At 66.0% G+C, this 16,806-nt stretch carries 18 protein-coding genes and 1 tRNA gene; 2 read left to right on the top strand and 17 right to left on the bottom strand.

The genetic code is table 11. The annotated features are described in order from the left end of the window. The 17 genes from QMX83_RS00200 to rlmE all read right to left on the bottom strand — a co-directional run bounded on the left by QMX83_RS00200 (position 1) and on the right by rlmE (position 16,032). Positions 1-828, bottom strand: coding sequence for a TonB-dependent receptor (locus tag QMX83_RS00200; RefSeq protein WP_282294712.1), 828 nt, complete (start codon positions 826-828; stop codon positions 1-3). Between the two features lie 38 nt (positions 829-866). Continuing rightward, a tRNA-Ser gene (locus tag QMX83_RS00195) sits at positions 867-959 on the bottom strand. An 82-nt stretch (positions 960-1,041) separates the two neighbouring features. Then, positions 1,042-1,245: a carbon storage regulator CsrA gene (gene csrA, locus QMX83_RS00190; protein WP_282294711.1), complete on the bottom strand. Its 204-nt coding sequence runs from the start codon at positions 1,243-1,245 to the stop codon at positions 1,042-1,044. 139 nt (positions 1,246-1,384) lie between these two features. Then, entirely contained in the window at positions 1,385-4,033 is a 2,649-nt protein-coding gene (alaS, locus tag QMX83_RS00185; protein ID WP_282294710.1) for an alanine--tRNA ligase, read from the bottom strand. 118 nt (positions 4,034-4,151) lie between these two features. Then, on the bottom strand, positions 4,152-4,646 hold the full coding sequence (gene recX, locus QMX83_RS00180) for a recombination regulator RecX (protein WP_282294709.1): 495 nt from the start codon (positions 4,644-4,646) through the stop codon (positions 4,152-4,154). Between the two features lie 121 nt (positions 4,647-4,767). Beyond that, a complete protein-coding gene (gene recA, locus QMX83_RS00175; protein ID WP_125361455.1) occupies positions 4,768-5,805 on the bottom strand; it encodes a recombinase RecA in 1,038 nt (345 codons plus the stop codon). A 202-nt stretch (positions 5,806-6,007) separates the two neighbouring features. After that, positions 6,008-6,658 carry a transcriptional repressor LexA gene (gene lexA / locus QMX83_RS00170; protein WP_282294708.1) on the bottom strand — a complete coding sequence of 217 codons (651 nt, stop codon included), beginning with the start codon at positions 6,656-6,658 and terminating at the stop codon, positions 6,008-6,010. 71 nt (positions 6,659-6,729) lie between these two features. Further along, on the bottom strand, positions 6,730-8,400 hold the full coding sequence (ubiB, locus tag QMX83_RS00165) for a 2-polyprenylphenol 6-hydroxylase (RefSeq protein ID WP_282294707.1): 1,671 nt from the start codon (positions 8,398-8,400) through the stop codon (positions 6,730-6,732). Positions 8,401-8,436: 36 nt separating this feature from the next. Continuing rightward, on the bottom strand, positions 8,437-8,931 hold the full coding sequence (locus tag QMX83_RS00160) for a CinA family protein (RefSeq protein WP_282294706.1): 495 nt from the start codon (positions 8,929-8,931) through the stop codon (positions 8,437-8,439). A 4-nt stretch (positions 8,932-8,935) separates the two neighbouring features. Then, positions 8,936-10,246: a ribosome rescue GTPase HflX gene (gene hflX / locus QMX83_RS00155; RefSeq protein ID WP_282294705.1), complete on the bottom strand. Its 1,311-nt coding sequence runs from the start codon at positions 10,244-10,246 to the stop codon at positions 8,936-8,938. 23 nt (positions 10,247-10,269) lie between these two features. Continuing rightward, a complete protein-coding gene (gene hfq, locus QMX83_RS00150) occupies positions 10,270-10,554 on the bottom strand; it encodes an RNA chaperone Hfq (protein WP_282294704.1) in 285 nt (94 codons plus the stop codon). Positions 10,555-10,662: 108 nt separating this feature from the next. Continuing rightward, complete coding sequence (gene miaA / locus QMX83_RS00145; RefSeq protein WP_282294703.1) at positions 10,663-11,616, bottom strand: tRNA (adenosine(37)-N6)-dimethylallyltransferase MiaA; 954 nt, start codon at positions 11,614-11,616, stop codon at positions 10,663-10,665. Continuing rightward, positions 11,616-12,515, bottom strand: coding sequence for a dihydropteroate synthase (folP, locus tag QMX83_RS00140; RefSeq protein ID WP_282294702.1), 900 nt, complete (start codon positions 12,513-12,515; stop codon positions 11,616-11,618). The genes miaA and folP overlap by 1 nt, the downstream gene beginning before the upstream one ends. Positions 12,516-12,572: 57 nt before the next feature. Continuing rightward, entirely contained in the window at positions 12,573-13,070 is a 498-nt protein-coding gene (locus tag QMX83_RS00135; RefSeq protein ID WP_282294701.1) for a hypothetical protein, read from the bottom strand. Between the two features lie 89 nt (positions 13,071-13,159). Continuing rightward, the gene (locus tag QMX83_RS00130; RefSeq protein WP_282294700.1) at positions 13,160-13,342 is read right to left on the bottom strand and encodes a hypothetical protein; all 183 of its coding nucleotides are present in this window, start codon (positions 13,340-13,342) and stop codon (positions 13,160-13,162) included. A gap of 60 nt (positions 13,343-13,402) precedes the next feature. Beyond that, complete coding sequence (gene ftsH / locus QMX83_RS00125) at positions 13,403-15,346, bottom strand: ATP-dependent zinc metalloprotease FtsH (protein ID WP_282294699.1); 1,944 nt, start codon at positions 15,344-15,346, stop codon at positions 13,403-13,405. A gap of 53 nt (positions 15,347-15,399) precedes the next feature. After that, complete coding sequence (gene rlmE, locus QMX83_RS00120; protein ID WP_282294698.1) at positions 15,400-16,032, bottom strand: 23S rRNA (uridine(2552)-2'-O)-methyltransferase RlmE; 633 nt, start codon at positions 16,030-16,032, stop codon at positions 15,400-15,402. Between the two features lie 65 nt (positions 16,033-16,097). On the opposite strand from rlmE, the gene yhbY reads away from it, so the two are divergent. Then, positions 16,098-16,403, top strand: coding sequence for a ribosome assembly RNA-binding protein YhbY (gene yhbY, locus QMX83_RS00115; protein ID WP_282294697.1), 306 nt, complete (start codon positions 16,098-16,100; stop codon positions 16,401-16,403). A 7-nt stretch (positions 16,404-16,410) separates the two neighbouring features. Then, complete coding sequence (locus QMX83_RS00110; protein WP_282294696.1) at positions 16,411-16,788, top strand: Mth938-like domain-containing protein; 378 nt, start codon at positions 16,411-16,413, stop codon at positions 16,786-16,788. Positions 16,789-16,806: the final 18 nt, after the last annotated feature.

The raw sequence follows: 16,806 nt of genomic DNA, 5'->3' as shown, positions 1-16,806 counted from the left end.
TCACGGAGAGGGTTGCCGTGACGAGCCGCAGTCGCGGCCCTCCGGCACGGGTTGAATGTGAAGACGGATCGGCTGCGGGAGGTCCGCCGCGGCCGCGGGCAGTTGCAGGTCGCCGATGGTCTGGAGCAGGCGCTGGTCGCGGCGGGCCTCGCCGGTCCCCGTCCGCAGCTCGGGCTGATCCACGCGGCCATCGGCGGTGACGTGGAACGCCAGCTCCGCCCGGTAATCGCCGGGCCGCAGCAGGGGATCGTCACAGAACGCGCGACGCAGGGCGTGCTGGACCTGGCCAAAACGCCGGCGGCGATCGTCGGAGGCCGGGCCAGGGGCCGCCGCAAGCGGGGTGCCCGCGCGTTCGCGCAGCACCACCCGGTCATCCGCCACGGTCTGTGCCTCCAACCCAGTGTCTTCCAGCAATTGCTGAAGGGCCAGCGCAGGCAACATCACCCCGCGCACCGCCCGGCTGGTACGCCCATCGGCGAGGGAGGCGGGATACATCACCGACCACCCCGAGACCACGCTGAACTGTTCCAGCGCGCGTTCCAACGATTGTTCGGGCAGATCGAAGTCGCGCTCGAGGGCACGCGCGAACGCCTGCACGGGCCCCAGCCACGCACAGAGCAGCACGATGCACAGGACAGCATGGCGTCCATCAAGCCCCCTGAACGTAAGCACATGATCCTCGGTAATGCCTGGGCCTTTGATCGGCAGGCAGTCTGGAACATTAGGCAGGGAAGATTTCAGCGTGATGACCGGAGCGCTGATGGCATACCCGTAGGTACCACGCCCTGCGTGGTACAGGCCCGCAACGCGCGCAAAAATCGCAGGCAACAAAAAAGCCCCTGTTTCCAGGGGCTTTTCTGTAACTCTGGCGGAGTGGGAGGGATTCGAACCCTCGATAGAGTTTTTGGCCCTATACTCCCTTAGCAGGGGAGCCCCTTCAGCCACTCGGGCACCACTCCAGAAATCTGGCTTACCTCGCTGCGGTGTTACGTCTCAGCGGGGGCGTGAAGAATAACGTTAATCACACCCCGAGGTAAAGCCTTAATTCGAAGAATCTTCGCCGCCGGATACATTCGGCTGGTCGCCGCGCTGGATGCGCTCGTAGATTTCTTCGCGGTGCACGGCCACATCCTTCGGAGCGGTGATACCGATACGCACCTGATTGCCCTTGACGCCGAGCACGGTGACGCTGACGTCATCGCCGATCTTCAGGGTTTCGCCAACACGGCGAGTCAGGATCAACATTGTTTTTTAGTCTCCAAGAACCGGTGGTTTTTCCCACCGGTTTGACGTCCAGCCAAGGAACGCCACGACAAAGGGAAAAGGATTAGCCATATTACCGTCTGGCCTCCCGCCCCATCAAGGAGCGGAGGCTTCAGAATGTTCAGATACGGGGGGTTACCCAGTCAACGACCCCGGCAAGGGCCGAGGCAAGGGCGGGCCCGTCCTCACCACCACCCTGGGCGAGGTCCGGGCGGCCGCCGCCCTTGCCCCCGATCTGACCGGCGATATGGGACAACAGTTCCCCGGCCTTGACCTTGCCCATTGCGCTGCCGTTCACACCGGCAACAAGTGAGACCTTGCCGTCCTGGGCACCGGCCAACACGATGACGGTATTGACCAGTTGCTGCTTCAGGCGGTCCATCGCATCGCGCAGGGCCTTGGCGTCGAAGCCCTCCAGGCGCACGGCCAGGATCTTCACACCGTTCACCTCCACGGCCGAGCCGCCGAGGTCGGCGGTGGCACCGGCGGCCTGCTTGGCCTTCAGGGATTCCAGTTCGCGTTCCAGCTTCTTCTGGCGTTCGCCCAGCTGGCGGATCTTCTCGACCACGTCGCTGGCCGCACCGCCCAGCAGCGCGGCCGCTTCGGCCAGCTGCGCCTCTTCATGGCTGACGTAGTCCAGCGCGCCCTGCCCGGTCACCGCTTCAATGCGGCGCACGCCGGACTGGATGCCGCTTTCGGAGGTGATCTTGAACAGACCGATGTCGCCAGTGCGGCTGACGTGGGTGCCACCACACAGTTCGGTGGAGTAGTCGCCCATCTTCAGCACGCGCACGTTTTCGCCGTACTTCTCGCCGAACAGTGCCATCGCGCCGAAGTCCAGCGCTTCCTGCATGGCCATGTTGTGCACTTCAACCGCATTGTTGACGCGGACCTGCTCGTTGACCTTGCGCTCGATCACGGCCAGGTCGTCGGCGCTGATCGGGGCGAAGTGCGAGAAGTCGAAGCGCAGGCGGTCCGGCGCGACCAGCGAGCCCTTCTGCTGCACATGGGTGCCCAGCACTTCGCGCAGGGCGGCGTGCAGCAGGTGGGTCGCGGAGTGATTCAGGATGGTGGCCCCACGGCGTGCCGCGTCGACCTGACCGCTGAGCACGTCGCCGACCTTCAGGCTGCCACTGGAAATCTGGCCGACATGGCCATGGAACTGGCCAGCGAACTTCTGGGTGTCGCTGATGGCCAACTGCACACCGTTGCCGGTGAGCGTGCCGATATCACCGACCTGGCCGCCGGATTCCGCATAGAACGGGGTCTGGTCGGTGAGGACGATCACCGAATCACCGTTCTGTGCACTCTGCACCGGACGACCGTCCTTCAGCAGAGCAACCACAGTGAGGCCTTCGGCCTGCAGACGGTCGTAGCCCAGGAACACCGTGGGCTTGAGGGTGGCGACCAGTTCGGCAGAGAGAACCACGCCGCCGCCGCCCTTGCCGCCGGTGCGGCCTGCCTCGCGCTGCTTCTCCATCGCGGCATCGAAGCCAACCGTATCCACCACCAGGTCGCGCTCGCGCGCGATGTCCTGGGTGAGGTCGAGCGGGAACCCATAGGTGTCGTACAGTCGGAAGGCGTCTGCACCGGGAATGATGCCGTCGGTCACCTGTGCAGCGACCTCGTCGAAGATCTTCATGCCCGAGTCGAGGGTCTGCGCAAAGCGCTCTTCCTCAGCCTGCAGGGCGCGCATGACGGTGTCGGCCTGGGGCGGCAGGTCCGGATAGGCTTCGCCCATTTGCTCGACCAGGGTCGGCACCAGCTTGCTGAAGAACGGCTGGCGCACGCCCAGCATCCAGCCGTGGCGCAGCGCGCGACGGATGATCCGGCGCAGCACATAGCCGCGGCCCTCGTTGGAGGGCAGCACGCCGTCCACGATCAGGAACGAGCAGGCGCGGATGTGGTCGGCGATGACGCGCAGCGACTTGTTTTCCAGATCGGCCATGCCGGTCAGTTCGCTGGCCTTGCGGATCAGCGCCTGGAACAGGTCGATCTCATAGTTGGTGTGCACGTGCTGCAGGATCGCGGTGAGACGCTCCAGGCCCATGCCGGTGTCGACGCACGGTGCCGGCAGCGGCACCAGCGTGCTGTCGGGCTGGCGGTCGAACTGCATGAACACCAGGTTCCAGATCTCGATGAAGCGATCGCCGTCTTCATCCGGCGAGCCCGGGGGGCCGCCAGCGATGTGCTCACCGTGGTCGTAGAAGATTTCGGTGCACGGACCGCACGGGCCGGTCTCGGCCATCTGCCAGAAGTTGTCCGACGCGAACGGCGCACCCTTGTTGTCGCCGATGCGCACAATGCGCTCTTCGGGGATGCCGACCATGTCGCGCCACAGCGCGTAGGCTTCGTCGTCGGTGTGGTACACGGTCACCAGCAGACGCTCGGCTGGCAGCTTCCAGACCTGGGTCAGCAGCTCCCAGGCCCAGGCGATGGCGTCCTTCTTGAAGTAGTCGCCGAACGACCAGTTGCCCAGCATTTCAAAGAAGGTGTGGTGGCGGGCGGTATAGCCGACCTGGTCCAGGTCGTTGTGCTTCCCGCCGGCGCGCAGGCAGCGCTGTACGTCGGCCGCGCGCACATAGCTGCGCTTTTCCGCGCCAAGGAACACGTCCTTGAACTGCACCATGCCGGAATTGGTGAACATCAGGGTCGGGTCGTTGCCCGGCACCAGCGGGGCCGACGGCACGATGGTGTGGCCCTTGCCCTTGAAGAATTCAAGGAAGTCGCTGCGGATTTGGGAGGTGGTGATTTTGGCGGATGCGGTCATGGTGGGGCTGGCTGTGTGCGGGCCGGTCGGTCCCTGGCAACTGCAGGACCGCCGAAACCACCAAGGGTATCAGGCCCGAGGCCCGTAGTGACACGCCCTGCGTGTCACCGCCCGCCCCTCAATCCTCGATGTCGTACCGGGTAGCCCGCCGGATCGAATCCCCGTCGAACCCGCGCCGGGCCAGCAGGTCGGCCGCCTTGCGCCGCTGCAGCAGATCCTGCGGACCGGCCTCGCCGAACCGGCGGCGGACCAGATCGCGGGCATTCTCGGTCCAGTCCCCCTCAAAGGTGTCCAGGGCCGTGGCGATCTGAGCGCTGTCCAACCCGTGGGTACCCAGCTCAGCGCGGATGTGAATCGGGCCATAGCCCGTATTGGCACGCATCCGCACCAGATTCTCGGCAAACCGGGTGTCGTCCTGCCAGCCCGCCTCGGTCAGCTTGCTGACCGCCGCTTCGGCGTCGTCGGTTTCAATGCCGCGGGCAGTGAGCTTGCGGGTCAGCTCCTTGCGTGAATGCTCACGGCGGACCAGCAGCCCCAGTGCCCGCTGGACGGGGGTCTGTTCGCGAACGCGGCGCTTCTTGCGGCCGCCTTCCGGGCTGTCGGCATCGTGCATTGCGGTCTCGCAGGTGTGCGCCGTCCTTGGCGCGCCCCCGTCCGGGGGATGGGTTCCAAAGGGGGAAACTGCGGGGCAGCGCCTGCGTCACTGACGGCGCCGCCCTGCCCCGCAGGAAAACTTACTCGTCGTCGCCGTCGTCGTCGCCTTCCTCGCGGGCGGCTTCGGCCGGCTGGAACTTCTCGCGCAGCTCGGCTTCCAGGCGCTGGGCGACCTGCGGGTTGTCGCGCAGGTAGCCGCGGGCGTTGTCCTTGCCCTGGCCGATGCGTTCTTCACCGTAGCTGTACCAGGCACCGGCCTTCTCGACCAGCTTGGCTTCCACGCCCATGTCGATCAGTTCGCCTTCGCGGCTGATGCCTTCGCCGTACAGGATCTCGGTGATGACCTGCTTGAACGGAGGAGCCAGCTTGTTCTTGACGACCTTGATCTTGGTCTGGTTGCCGATGATTTCATCGCCCTTCTTGATCGCGCCGATGCGGCGGATGTCGAGACGGACCGAGGCATAGAACTTCAGCGCGTTGCCACCGGTGGTGGTTTCCGGGCTCTGGCCCGGCATCATCACGCCGATCTTCATGCGCAGCTGGTTGATGAAGACCACCAGGGTGTTGGAGCGCTTGATGTTGCCGGTGAGCTTGCGCAGCGCCTGGCTCATCAGACGGGCCTGCAGGCCCGGCAGCTGGTCGCCCATTTCGCCTTCGATTTCGGCCTTCGGGGTCAGTGCGGCGACCGAGTCGATGACGACGATGTCGATCGAGCCGGAGCGGACCAGCATGTCGGCGATTTCCAGCGCCTGCTCACCGGTGTCCGGCTGCGACAGCAGCAGTTCGTCCACGTTCACGCCCAGCTTGGCGGCGTAGATCGGGTCCAGCGCGTGCTCGGCGTCGATGAAGGCGGCAGTGCCCCCCTTCTTCTGGCACTCGGCAATGGCCTGCAGGGTCAGGGTGGTCTTGCCGGAGGACTCCGGGCCGTAGATTTCAACGACACGGCCCTTGGGCAGACCGCCGATGCCCAGTGCGATATCCAGCATCAGCGAGCCGGTCGGGATGGCTTCCACGGCTTCGATGACGCGGTCGCCCATGCGCATCACCGAGCCCTTGCCGAACTGCTTTTCGATCTGGCTCAGGGCGGCAGTAAGGGCGCGCTTTTTGTTCTCGTCCATCGGAGTGGTCCTTGCAGAGGTCATGTCGTTGGAAGGGGTGTCTTTAGTTGATTTCTTGGCCACGGGGTCACTTTAAGGTTGGCGTATCGCACAGGCTGAGATTCTGCCCGGCGTTCGGAAAAAAATTATCGGACATCCGTACCAACCTCAGCCAAATCAGAGAATCGCCACAAAAGACCGCGCGTTTGGAGCATTGAAGGGATCAGCGATTGGGCCGTAACAGGCCGCAGTACAGCCCTTCAATGGCGAAATCCTGGTCAGGCAGGACTTCGATCGGTTTGTAGTCGGGGTTGCGGGGCAGCAGCCGGATACGGTCCTTGCCCATCTTCAGCAGCTTCACGGTGATTTCGTCGTCGATGCGGGCGACCACGATCTGCCCGGAGCGGGCGTCGCGGGTGCGGTGCACACCGATCAGGTCACCGTCGAAGATGCCTTCGTCGATCATCGAGTCGCCCTGCACTTTCAGCAGGTAGTCCGGCGCAGGCGAGAAGAACACCCGGTCCAGCACCACGAAATCGTCGGAACCGATGTCCGCACCGATGGGCAGACCGGCGGCGACCCGGCCCAGCACCGGCAGCCGCAGCACGCCGTCCGGCAAGGCCGGGGTCGGCAGCGAATCGGGCAGCCCCTCCTGCAGCGCCGGAGCCTGGACCAGCCGGATGCCGCGGGCTTGCCCGGGAATGCGACGGATCGCCCCGGCCTGCTCCAGCGCCTCCAGGTGGTACTGCGCGGCGCGCACGCCCTTGAAGCCGAAGGCACGGGCGATTTCCGTCTGCGACGGCGGCGCGCCGTCGGTCTCGATACGCTCGGCGATCAACTGCAGGATCGCCTGCTGGGTGTCGGTCAGTTCCATGGTTAGTAGTATTACTACTAACACCCGACACATGCAAGGCTCCGGAACAAAAAAGCGAAAAGCGAACGGCGTTACCGGTTCCGCCAGATCGACACCAGAATCCACACCCCGCAGAACCCGGCCCCGATGAACCCGGCCACGCCCAGCGCCAGCAGCCAGCGGCTGGAGACCCCGCCGACGCTGTGCATGACGATCGACGAGCCGATGATCAGCGCGGCGGTCACGATCCCGACCACCAGCCGGTTGGCGGCACGGTTCACCTGCTCGCCAAAGCCCTGCAGGGCGGTGGTCTCCACCTTCAGCTGCAAGCGCCCGCGCCGGGCCATCTGCAGCAGCCGCCGCACGTCGCGCGGCAGGTCGCCGACCAGGTCCAGCGCGCCCATCAGGCTGCGCCGGCCGCGCTTGAGCAGCGCTGATGGCGCATAGCGCTGCAGCATCACCCGCTCCAGGTAGGGCCGCGCGGCACTGGCCATGTCGAACTGCGGGTCCAGCTGACGGCCCATGCCTTCCAGAGTGAGGAAGGTCTTGATCATCAACGCCAGGTCGGCCGGCAGGGTCAACGAATACTGGCGCAGCAGCTGGGTGATGTTGCCCAGCATCAACCCCATGTGCAGGTCCTTGAGCGGCACGCCCCGGTACTGGTCGACGAATACGCTGATGTCCTGCTGCAGGCGCGATTCGTCCACGTCCACGCCACCGGCCCAGTCCAGCAGGATGTCCGCCACCGCTTCCGGCTCCTGGTTGACCAGCCCGTGCAACAACTGCGCGACCTGGAAGCGACGCTGCTCGGAAATCGCACCGACCATGCCGAAGTCGATCACCCCGATGCGGCCGTCAACCAGATAAATGATGTTGCCGGGGTGCGGGTCGGCGTGGAAACAGCCGTCCTCCAGCACCATCTTCAGCACGATGTGCGCACCGGTACGGGCCAGCTGCACCCGGTCCAGCCCGGCCGCGTCCACGGCGGTGAGGTCGCGACCCGGAATGCCGTCGACGAAGTCCTGCACGTTGAGGCTTTCGCAGGTCCACTGCCAGTGCACCCGTGGAATGAGGATGTCCTGACGCCCCTGGAAGTTGCGCGCGATGCGCTCGGCGTTACGGCACTCGGCCGCAAAATCCAGCTCTCGGCGCAGCGACACCTGGAACTGCTGCACCACTTCAGCCGGGCGGTACCGCTGCAGGTCGGGTAGTCGCGCTTCGACGATCTCGGCCAGCCGCGCCAGCAGGCGCAGGTCCGCTTCGATCACGTCGCGGATGCCGGGGCGGCGGATCTTCAGCACCACCTCGCTGCCGTCATGCAGCCGCGCACGGTGGGCCTGGGCGAGCGAGGCGGCGGCCATCGGCATCACGTCCAACCAGGCAAACACCTGTTCGGGCGGCGCACCGAGATCGGCTTCCAGCTGCCCACGCACCTGCTCGAACGGCAGCGCCGGCACCGCGTTCTGCAGTTCGGAGAACTCGGCGATCCAGTCCGGCGGGAACAGGTCCACGCGGGTGGCCAGCACCTGACCGAGCTTGACGAAGGTCGGGCCGAGGTCTTCCATGGCCCGGCGCACCCGTACCGGCGCGGTCATGCGCAGCATGTGCTGGGTGTCATTCCAGTGCAGCAGCCGGCCGGCGCGTTCCAGCACGTCCGCCAAGCCGATGCGGCGCACCAGGTCGCCGAAGCCATAGCGGATCAGGACCGAGGCAATTTCCTGCAATCGCCCCAGGTCACGGACGGTTCCCAGTGTTTCCCACATCGCCAAGCGCTCCGTTGCCTACACCCGCCCAGCATGTCACACCGGCGCGAAGATTCCGGTAAGCGCCTGCTGCACGGTCTGGCGACGGATGGCGTCGCGGTCGCCATCGAAGTGGAACAACTGCGCACGTGCGTAGCCGCCACGCTGCTTCCAGGCGATCCAGACACTGCCGACCGGCTTGTCAGCACTGCCGCCGCCGGGTCCGGCAATGCCGGTCACCGCCACGGCGACGCCGGCACCGGAATTGACCAGGGCACCGGACACCATTTCCATCACGGTTTCGCGACTGACAGCGCCGAACTGCTCCAGGGTCTGTGCGCGCACGCCGAGCAGACGCTGCTTGGCTTCGTAACTGTAGACCACCATGCCGCAGTCGAAGAACGCCGAAGAACCGGCGATATCGGTCATCGCCTTGGCGATCCAGCCGCCACTGCAGCTTTCGGCCGTGACCAGTTGCAGACTGGCCTGCTGCAGGCGCTGGCCGGTGGTGCGGGCCAGCTCGGCCAGCTCGGTGTCAGTGGGGACGGTCATGGCATTACCACTCCGGAACCTTCTCCGGCAGCATCGCCTTGATCGGCGCGCCGTCGGCGCTGGCCGCAAGCTTCTCGGCCTCGGCGATGGGCAGGTCCACCTCCAGCAGCCAGCCCTCTTCGTCGACCTGCTCGCCACGCACCACTTCCAGCTGGTGCAGGCGCGACCGCAGGCGGCCCGCGCTGGGCGGCAGGCGCAGCTGCCCGGTGATGTGCTGCAGGCCCAGACGCTTGCCGAGCACGCTCTGCAGCAGCTCCAGACCGGTGCCATCGCGGGCCGACATCCACACGCGTTCGCGCCGCGCCGGATCGGGAATGCCGTCCTGCGCATCGTGACGCGGCGCGGCTCCGTCGATGCGGTCGATCTTGTTGAACACCAGCAGCTGCGGCAGGTCACCCGCACCTACCGCGGCCAGCACCTCGTCCACCTGCGCGATGCGCTCCTCGCGGTGCGGATCAGCGGCATCGACCACATGCAGGAGGAAGTCCGCTTCGCGGGCTTCCGACAGCGTCGAGCGGAACGCAGCCACCAGCTCGTGCGGCAGGTCGCGTACGAAACCGACGGTGTCGGCCAGCACCACGTTGCCGCCGGGAATGGCGATGCGCCGTACGGTCGGGTCCAGGGTGGCAAACAGCTGGTCGGCCGCGTAGGCCTCGGCTCCGGTCAGCGCATTAAACAGAGTCGACTTGCCGGCATTGGTATAGCCGACCAGGGCCACGCGGGGCAGTTCGCTGCGCACGCGTGCGCGACGCATCTGGGTGCGCTGCACTTCCACCTTTTCCAGCCGCTTCTGCAGCTGCTCGACCCGCTTCTGCAGCAGGCGGCGGTCGGTTTCCAGCTGGGTTTCACCCGGGCCGCGCAGACCGATGGCACCACCGCGCTGGCGCTCCAGGTGGGTCCAGCCGCGGACCAGCCGCGTGGCCAGGTGGCGCAGCTGCGCCAGTTCGACCTGCAGCTTGCCTTCATGGCTGTGCGCCCGCTGCGCGAAGATGTCCAGGATCAGGCCGGTACGGTCGATCACCCGGCGCTCGAGAAAGCGCTCCAGGTTGCGTTCCTGCACCGGGCTCAGCGAATGATTGACCAGGATCAGGTCGGCTCCGGTCGCATCGGCGGCGGCCTTCACTTCATCAAGCTTGCCGCTGCCGATCAGGATCGACGGATTGGGCCGGTCGATCCGCGCGGTCAACGTGGCTGCAATACTGGCCCCGGCCGAGCGGGCCAGGTCGGTGAACTCTTCCAGCACGTCTTCTTCCAGCTTTCCCGCATGGGGCTGGATCAGGAGCGCGTGTTCGCCCCGCTTGGAACGGTCAAACACGCATCACTCCGGTCTTGCCTGTTTCATTCAACGTCGTCATCGCCCTGGGCACCGTCGGTGCCACCGTCATTGGACTGTACATAGCCGCCACCGGGACCGACCCGTACGTTGCGCGCCGGCACCACGGTCGAAATGGCGTGCTTGTACACCATCTGGCTGACCGTATTGCGCAGCAGGACCACGAACTGGTCGAACGATTCAATCGTGCCCTGCAGTTTGATGCCGTTGACCAGATACACCGAAACCGGCACGCGTTCGCGCCGAAGTGCATTCAGAAACGGATCCTGCAGCGATTGCCCCTTGGACATTGCACACTCCTCATTATTGTTCTTATTGGGTTGCCCGGCGGCGGTCACGGCCCCGTCGCCCACCGGAATCATTGATGGTACACCGCCCGGAGGGCGTGAAGACATGGTTCAGGTCGCAGTAAATGCACTGACCGCATCGGCCAGGGCAGCCGCATCCAGATGGGGGTCGAACCACCGCACATCAAGCTCGCCACGCAGCCACGTGAGCTGGCGCTTGGCCAGTTGCCGGGTGGCGTAGATTCCGCGGTCGCGGAACTCGGCCGCCGTGCCCTGCCCGTCCAGGAATTCCCAGGCCTGGCGGTAGCCCACCGCGCGCACCGCCGGCAGGTCCAGCGGAGCGGCCGCCGCCGCCATCTGCGGCAATGCACGCAAGGCGCGCACCTCGTCCAAAAACCCCTGCGCCAGCATGGCGTCGAAACGGGCCTCGATGCGCTGATGCAGGGTGCTGCGTTCGCGCGGGGCCAGCACCAGCTTGAGGCAGCGCACCGGCAGCCGGTCCACGCCGGGACGCTTCTGCCATTCGCTGATCGGGGTACCGGTCAGCTGGTACACCTCCAGCGCACGCTGGATGCGCTGCGGGTCGGTGGCATGAATGCGCGCGGCAGCAGCGGGATCGACCTGCGCCAGCTCGGCATGCAGCGCGGCCCAGCCGCGTGCTTCGCCATCCGCAGTGATCCGCGCCCGCAATGCCGGGTCGGCGGCCGGCATCGGTGACAGCCCCTGCAGCAGCGCACGGAAATACAGACCGGTGCCCCCGGCCAGGATCGGCACGCGGCCGCGCGCGACAATATCGGCCACTACACGCGCCGCATCCGCAGCGAACTCGGCGGCCGAATAGGTCTGCCACGGGTCACGCAGATCCAGCAGATGATGCGGGGCCTGGGCGCGCTCGGCGGCATCGGGCTTGGCCGAGCCGATGTCCAGGCCGCGATACACGAGCGCCGAATCGACGCTGACGATCTCGCCGCCCAACTGGCGGGCCAGCGCGATCGCCGCCGCGGTCTTGCCCGACGCGGTCGGGCCCATCAGCGCGATCGCCAGCGGTCGCTGGTCGATGCCCATCAGTCCTCGTCCGGCCAACGTGGCATTGCCGGGGCGGCAGCCACCCGCGGCGCAGGCACGGCGTCCACCGCCGCCCACACCTTGAGCGCATCGACGGTGGCGGCCACGTCATGCACCCGCAGGATCGTGGCCCCGCGCTGGGCCGCGATCAGGTGAGCCGCCACCGAGCCGGCCACCCGCTCGCGCGGTTCCTGGCGACCGGTCAGCTCACCAATGCTGCGCTTGCGGGAGAGCCCGGCGAGCATCGGCACGCCCAGTTCCAGGAAGCGCTCGGAGCGTGCCAGCAGGGTCATGTTGTGTTCGGTGGTTTTGCCGAAGCCGAAGCCCAGGTCGATGATCAGATTCTTCTTGGCAATGCCGGCCATTTCGGCCGAGAACATGCGTTCGGCCAGGAAGCGGTGCACCTCGGCGACGACGTCGTCGTACTGCGGGGTGTCCTGCATGCTGCCCGGCTCACCCTGCATGTGCATCAGCACCACCGGCACGCCCAGGTCGGCGGCGGCAGCGAGCGCGCCGTCCTGACGCAGCGCGTGGATGTCGTTGATCATGCCGGCACCGGCAGCCACGGCCGCACGCATCACCTCGGGCTTGAAGGTATCCACGCTGAGTGGCACCTGGGTGCGTTCGGCCAGCGCCTGGATCACCGGCACTACCCGGCGGAGTTCCTCTTCGACTGACACCGGCGCGGCACCGGGGCGGGTGGATTCGCCGCCGATGTCGAGCAGGTCGGCCCCTTCGGCCACCAGCTGCAGGCCATGCGCCACCGCCGCTTCGGTGGTGTCATGCGCGCCACCGTCGGAGAACGAGTCCGGGGTCACGTTGACGATGCCCATCACACGCGGGCGATCCAGCCGCAGTACGCGACCGCCGCAGTCCAGCTGGGGAGAAGTGTCAAACATGGGCCATCCAGAAAGTACGCCGGCGCGTAGTTTACGCCGGCGCCCCACGGTTGACCGTCAGAAATCGCCGAGCTTGGCGTTGTCGGTTGGGTTGGCCAGCCACTCGGCGAGATCGCTGCCGATGGCGGTGACCACGCGCTCGAGCACGTCGCAGGAACCCTTGAAGCCACCAAAGGCACCGCCGCGGGAAACACGGCGGGCGGTGACGGTAGCCACCTTCTGCCCGTCGTCCAGCAACACGCCACGCACGGTGGCCGACTTGAAGTGACCAGAGAAGGCATTACCCGCGCTCTGCGCCTCCACCAGCTCCAGCTTCAGCACCCGCCCCTGCTCACCCGGTTCGGCGCTGAATTCAATGGTGTTGCCGAACTTGCCGGCGTTGCTGCCCAGCGCAGTCGCCAATTGCGCGCCCATGCGGCACTCAGCCTTGATGTTGTCGGCGATGTAGGCCGAGTCCGAGAACGGCACCGGGTCCTGCACCTGGACGGTGGCGGCGAACGCGGGCGAGGCACAGCACAGCAGCGCGGCAGCGGCCGCGCGGATCGGATGACGCATGGTGTTCCCCCTGAAAAGATGGCAACGACCGCGTCATGCGACCGTGCCCGTGCATCGTGCCGATTGCGACACCTGCGCGCAAGGGAGATTCAGCCTTTACGGCGCTTGTGGTCCAGATACAGGGTCTTGGCCACGCTCAGGCCGATGCCGAGGGCGACACCGATGCCGATGCCGAGCAGGTAGTTTTCCGTGCTCAGGCCGATGGCGGCACCGACGACGGTGGCGATCACCATTTCGGTGGTGTGCGAGATCGGGGGCGGCGGGGTCGACATTGAAAATTCCAGATGAAGAAGGCCGGGTTGCCCCGGCCTTCGTGAGTCACGACGTGATGTTTAGTGCTGCTCGGCGGGGCCGGCAATCGGCGGCACCGGACGGGCGTCGCCACCCTTGTCGTTGTTGCCACCTTCGCTCTTGTTGTTGGACTTGCCCCAGCCCGCCGGCGGCGGCGGATCGCGACCTTCCATGATGGCGTCGATCTGCGGCGCGTCGATGGTTTCGTACTGCAGCAGCAGCTGCGACATCGCATGCAGCTTGTCCAGGTTGGCGGTCATCAGCTCGGTGGTCCGGGCATAGGCCTTGTCCAGGATGCTGCGCACCACTTCGTCGATGCGGCGGGCGGTGTCGTCGGAGACGCTCTTGTGCTGCGTGACCGAACGGCCGAGGAAGACTTCATCGTCTTCTTCGCCATAGGCGATCGGGCCCAGCTCGTCAGACAGACCCCACTTGGTGACCATGTTGCGGGCCATCTTGGTGGCGCGCTCGATGTCGTTGGAGGCACCGGTGGTGACCTTGTCGGCACCGAAGATCAGCTCTTCGGCGACGCGGCCGCCGTACAGCGAGCACAGCTGCGATTCGATCGCCACGCGGTTCATCGAGTACTTGTCACCTTCCGGCAGGTACATGGTCACACCCAGCGCGCGGCCGCGCGGAATGATGGTGACCTTGTAGACTGGGTCGTGCTCGGGCACCAGACGGCCGACGATGGCGTGGCCGGCTTCGTGGTAGGCGGTGAGGGTCTTTTCCTCTTCGCTCATGGCCATCGAACGGCGCTCGGCACCCATCAGGATCTTGTCGCGGGCACGGTCGAAGTGGTCCATGCGGACTTCCTTCTCGTTGCCACGCGCCGCGAACAGGGCCGCCTCGTTGCAGAGGTTGGCCAGGTCCGCACCGGAGAAACCGGGCGTACCGCGGGCAATGACCATCGGCTCGACATCATCGGCCAGCGGCAGCTTGCGCATGTGCACACGCAGGATCTGCTCACGGCCCTTGACGTCGGCCAGACCGACCACGACCTGGCGGTCGAAACGGCCCGGGCGCAGCAGCGCCGGATCCAGCACGTCGGGACGGTTGGTGGCGGCGATGACGATGACGCCTTCACCCCCTTCAAAGCCGTCCATTTCCACCAGCAGCTGGTTCAGGGTCTGCTCGCGCTCGTCATGACCGCCGCCCAGGCCAGCACCACGGTGGCGACCGACCGCGTCGATTTCGTCAATGAAGATGATGCACGGAGCCTGCTTCTTGGCCTGCTCGAACATGTCGCGCACGCGGCTGGCACCGACACCGACGAACATTTCCACGAAGTCCGAACCGGAGATCGAGAAGAACGGGACCTTGGCCTCACCCGCAATGGCACGGGCCAGCAGGGTCTTGCCGGTACCGGGCGGACCGACCATCAGCACGCCGCGCGGAATCTTGCCGCCCAGCTTGGTGAACTTGCTCGGGTCGCGCAGGAAGTCGACGAGCTCGCCCACTTCTTCCTTGGCCTCGTCGCAACCGGCCACATCGGCGAAGGTGACCTTGATCTGGTCTTCGCCCTGCAGCTTGGCGCGCGACTTGCCGAAGGACATCGCGCCCTTGGCTCCGCCGCCACCGCCCTGCATCTGGCGCATGATGAACAGCCAGAAGCCGATGATCAGGATGACCGGCAGGAAGTTCATCAGGATGGCACCCAGCGAGATGCCGCTGGAGGGCTCTTCCTGGACGATTTCCACGTTCTTGCCGCGGAGCACGTTGATCAGGTCGCGGTCGTAGGGGGCGGTGATGGTGGCCGACTGGCCGCCACGCGTGGTGTAGGAGATCTGGCTGGTGCCACCGCGGACTTCGCCGCCGAAGGTCACCTTCTGGACGTTGCCGCTGTCCACCTGGTCCAGGAACTGGGAATACGTGCTCCCCTGGGCACCCGCACCGCTGGTCTTGGGCGAGAAGCTCTGGAACACGACCATCAGCACCACGGCCACGACCACCCATAGCAGGAGGTTCTTGGTCAAGTCGTTCATCCTCATTGGCTCCGTGGTTCCTCTAATGCCTGACGCGATTGGTATGGTCGAGCTTACTTGATCTGGGTGCGTTTGCCCTGCCCCAGGGCATAGACCTCGGGCGAGCGCTTACGCGAGGCTTCAGGCTTGCGGATGACCACCTTGTCGTACCGCCGGCGCATTTCACGCACGTAGTCGTCAAAGCCCACGCCCTGGAACAGCTTGATCAGGAACGCGCCACCGGGCTTGAGGTGGTTGTCGGCAAAATCCAACGCCAGCTCGGCCAGGTGCATCATCCGCGGCTGGTCCACCGCGTCCATGCCACTCTTATTGGGGGCCATGTCCGAAAGCACAAGGTCTACCGGCTGGTCGCCCAGCATGGCCTCGAACTGGGATAGGACGGCCTGCTCCCTGAAGTCGCCGTGAAGAAACTCGACCCCGGCCAGCGGCGGCATCTCCAGGATGTCCAGGGCCAGGACCCGGCCGGTGTCGCCGATCTGGCGGCGGACCTGCTGGGACCAGCCGCCGGGGGCCGCGCCCAGGTCGACCACCACCATATGCGGCTTCAGCAGCCGGTCACGTTCGAGCAGCTCCTCCAGCTTGTAGGCCGCGCGCGAGCGCATGCCCTCTGCCTGGGCCTTCTTCACGAAGGGGTCGGAAAAGTGCTCTTTCAACCAACGTTGACTGCTTTTGCTGCGCGTTGCCATGGGACAGGGGGCCTTTTGGGATGGTCATGATACCCTGATCGCCCTGATTAACCGTCCGTTCCTGAATGTCTACTGCCCTCACCTCCGCCCAGACCCGCTTCCTCCGCGGCCAAGCCCACGATCTGAAAGCCCTGCTGCAGATCGGCGGAAAGGGGATCACCCCCGCCTTCCTGGCTGAGCTGGAGGAGGTGCTGGAGCGCCATGAACTGGTGAAGGTGAAGGTGGGCGCGGACGACCGCGACACCCGCGACGGCATGATCGCCGAGCTGACCGAGGCAACCGGCAGCGCGCTGGTGCAGCGTATCGGCCACACCGCCGTGCTGTACCGCCCCAGCAAGGAACAGCGCAAGATCGTGCTGCCGCGCGGCTGATCCGGCCATGCAGCTCAGCCACGAACTGCCCGATTACGCCTATACCCTGCGCGCGGCCAGTGGCCACAGCGCCACGGTGAACGACAAGGTGCTGGGGGCGAGCTTCATCGTCGCCCCGGATCGCCTGGTGGAGAACTGGCCAGTGGCGGTCGGCGCGGCCTTGACCGTGGCCGACCTGGAGCCGGTGCTGGCACTGGAGCCGGAACTGATCGTGCTGGGCACCGGCGACACCCAGGTGTTTCCGTCAGCCGAGGTGCTCGGCCGCTGCCTGAGCCGCGGCATCGGCCTGGAAGTGATGAACAACCAGGCCGCCGCGCGGACCTTCAACCTGCTGGCGGCCGAAGGTCGCAAGGTCGCCGCCGCGTTCATGTTGGCGGAAAAGTGAATCCGGTCAGCCAATAGT

This window comes from Stenotrophomonas sp. PS02289 (assembly GCF_029960115.1).
GTDB lineage: Bacteria > Pseudomonadota > Gammaproteobacteria > Xanthomonadales > Xanthomonadaceae > Stenotrophomonas.
This window is presented reverse-complemented; position numbering and strand designations above follow the sequence as displayed.

Excerpts from the sequence above, each read along its gene's own strand:
- csrA (WP_282294711.1), bottom strand. The coding sequence starts at position 1,245 with ATGTTGATCCTGACTCGCCGTGTTGGCGAAACCCTGAAGATCGGCGAT.
- alaS (WP_282294710.1), bottom strand. The coding sequence starts at position 4,033 with ATGACCGCATCCGCCAAAATCACCACCTCCCAAATCCGCAGCGACTTC.
- recX (WP_282294709.1), bottom strand. The coding sequence starts at position 4,646 with ATGCACGATGCCGACAGCCCGGAAGGCGGCCGCAAGAAGCGCCGCGTT.
- recA (WP_125361455.1), bottom strand. The coding sequence starts at position 5,805 with ATGGACGAGAACAAAAAGCGCGCCCTTACTGCCGCCCTGAGCCAGATC.
- lexA (WP_282294708.1), bottom strand. The coding sequence starts at position 6,658 with ATGGAACTGACCGACACCCAGCAGGCGATCCTGCAGTTGATCGCCGAG.
- ubiB (WP_282294707.1), bottom strand. The coding sequence starts at position 8,400 with ATGTGGGAAACACTGGGAACCGTCCGTGACCTGGGGCGATTGCAGGAA.
- QMX83_RS00160 (WP_282294706.1), bottom strand. The coding sequence starts at position 8,931 with ATGACCGTCCCCACTGACACCGAGCTGGCCGAGCTGGCCCGCACCACC.
- hfq (WP_282294704.1), bottom strand. The coding sequence starts at position 10,554 with ATGTCCAAGGGGCAATCGCTGCAGGATCCGTTTCTGAATGCACTTCGG.
- miaA (WP_282294703.1), bottom strand. The coding sequence starts at position 11,616 with ATGGGCATCGACCAGCGACCGCTGGCGATCGCGCTGATGGGCCCGACC.
- folP (WP_282294702.1), bottom strand. The coding sequence starts at position 12,515 with ATGTTTGACACTTCTCCCCAGCTGGACTGCGGCGGTCGCGTACTGCGG.
- QMX83_RS00135 (WP_282294701.1), bottom strand. The coding sequence starts at position 13,070 with ATGCGTCATCCGATCCGCGCGGCCGCTGCCGCGCTGCTGTGCTGTGCC.
- QMX83_RS00130 (WP_282294700.1), bottom strand. The coding sequence starts at position 13,342 with ATGTCGACCCCGCCGCCCCCGATCTCGCACACCACCGAAATGGTGATC.
- ftsH (WP_282294699.1), bottom strand. The coding sequence starts at position 15,346 with ATGAACGACTTGACCAAGAACCTCCTGCTATGGGTGGTCGTGGCCGTG.
- rlmE (WP_282294698.1), bottom strand. The coding sequence starts at position 16,032 with ATGGCAACGCGCAGCAAAAGCAGTCAACGTTGGTTGAAAGAGCACTTT.
- yhbY (WP_282294697.1), top strand. The coding sequence starts at position 16,098 with ATGTCTACTGCCCTCACCTCCGCCCAGACCCGCTTCCTCCGCGGCCAA.
- QMX83_RS00110 (WP_282294696.1), top strand. The coding sequence starts at position 16,411 with ATGCAGCTCAGCCACGAACTGCCCGATTACGCCTATACCCTGCGCGCG.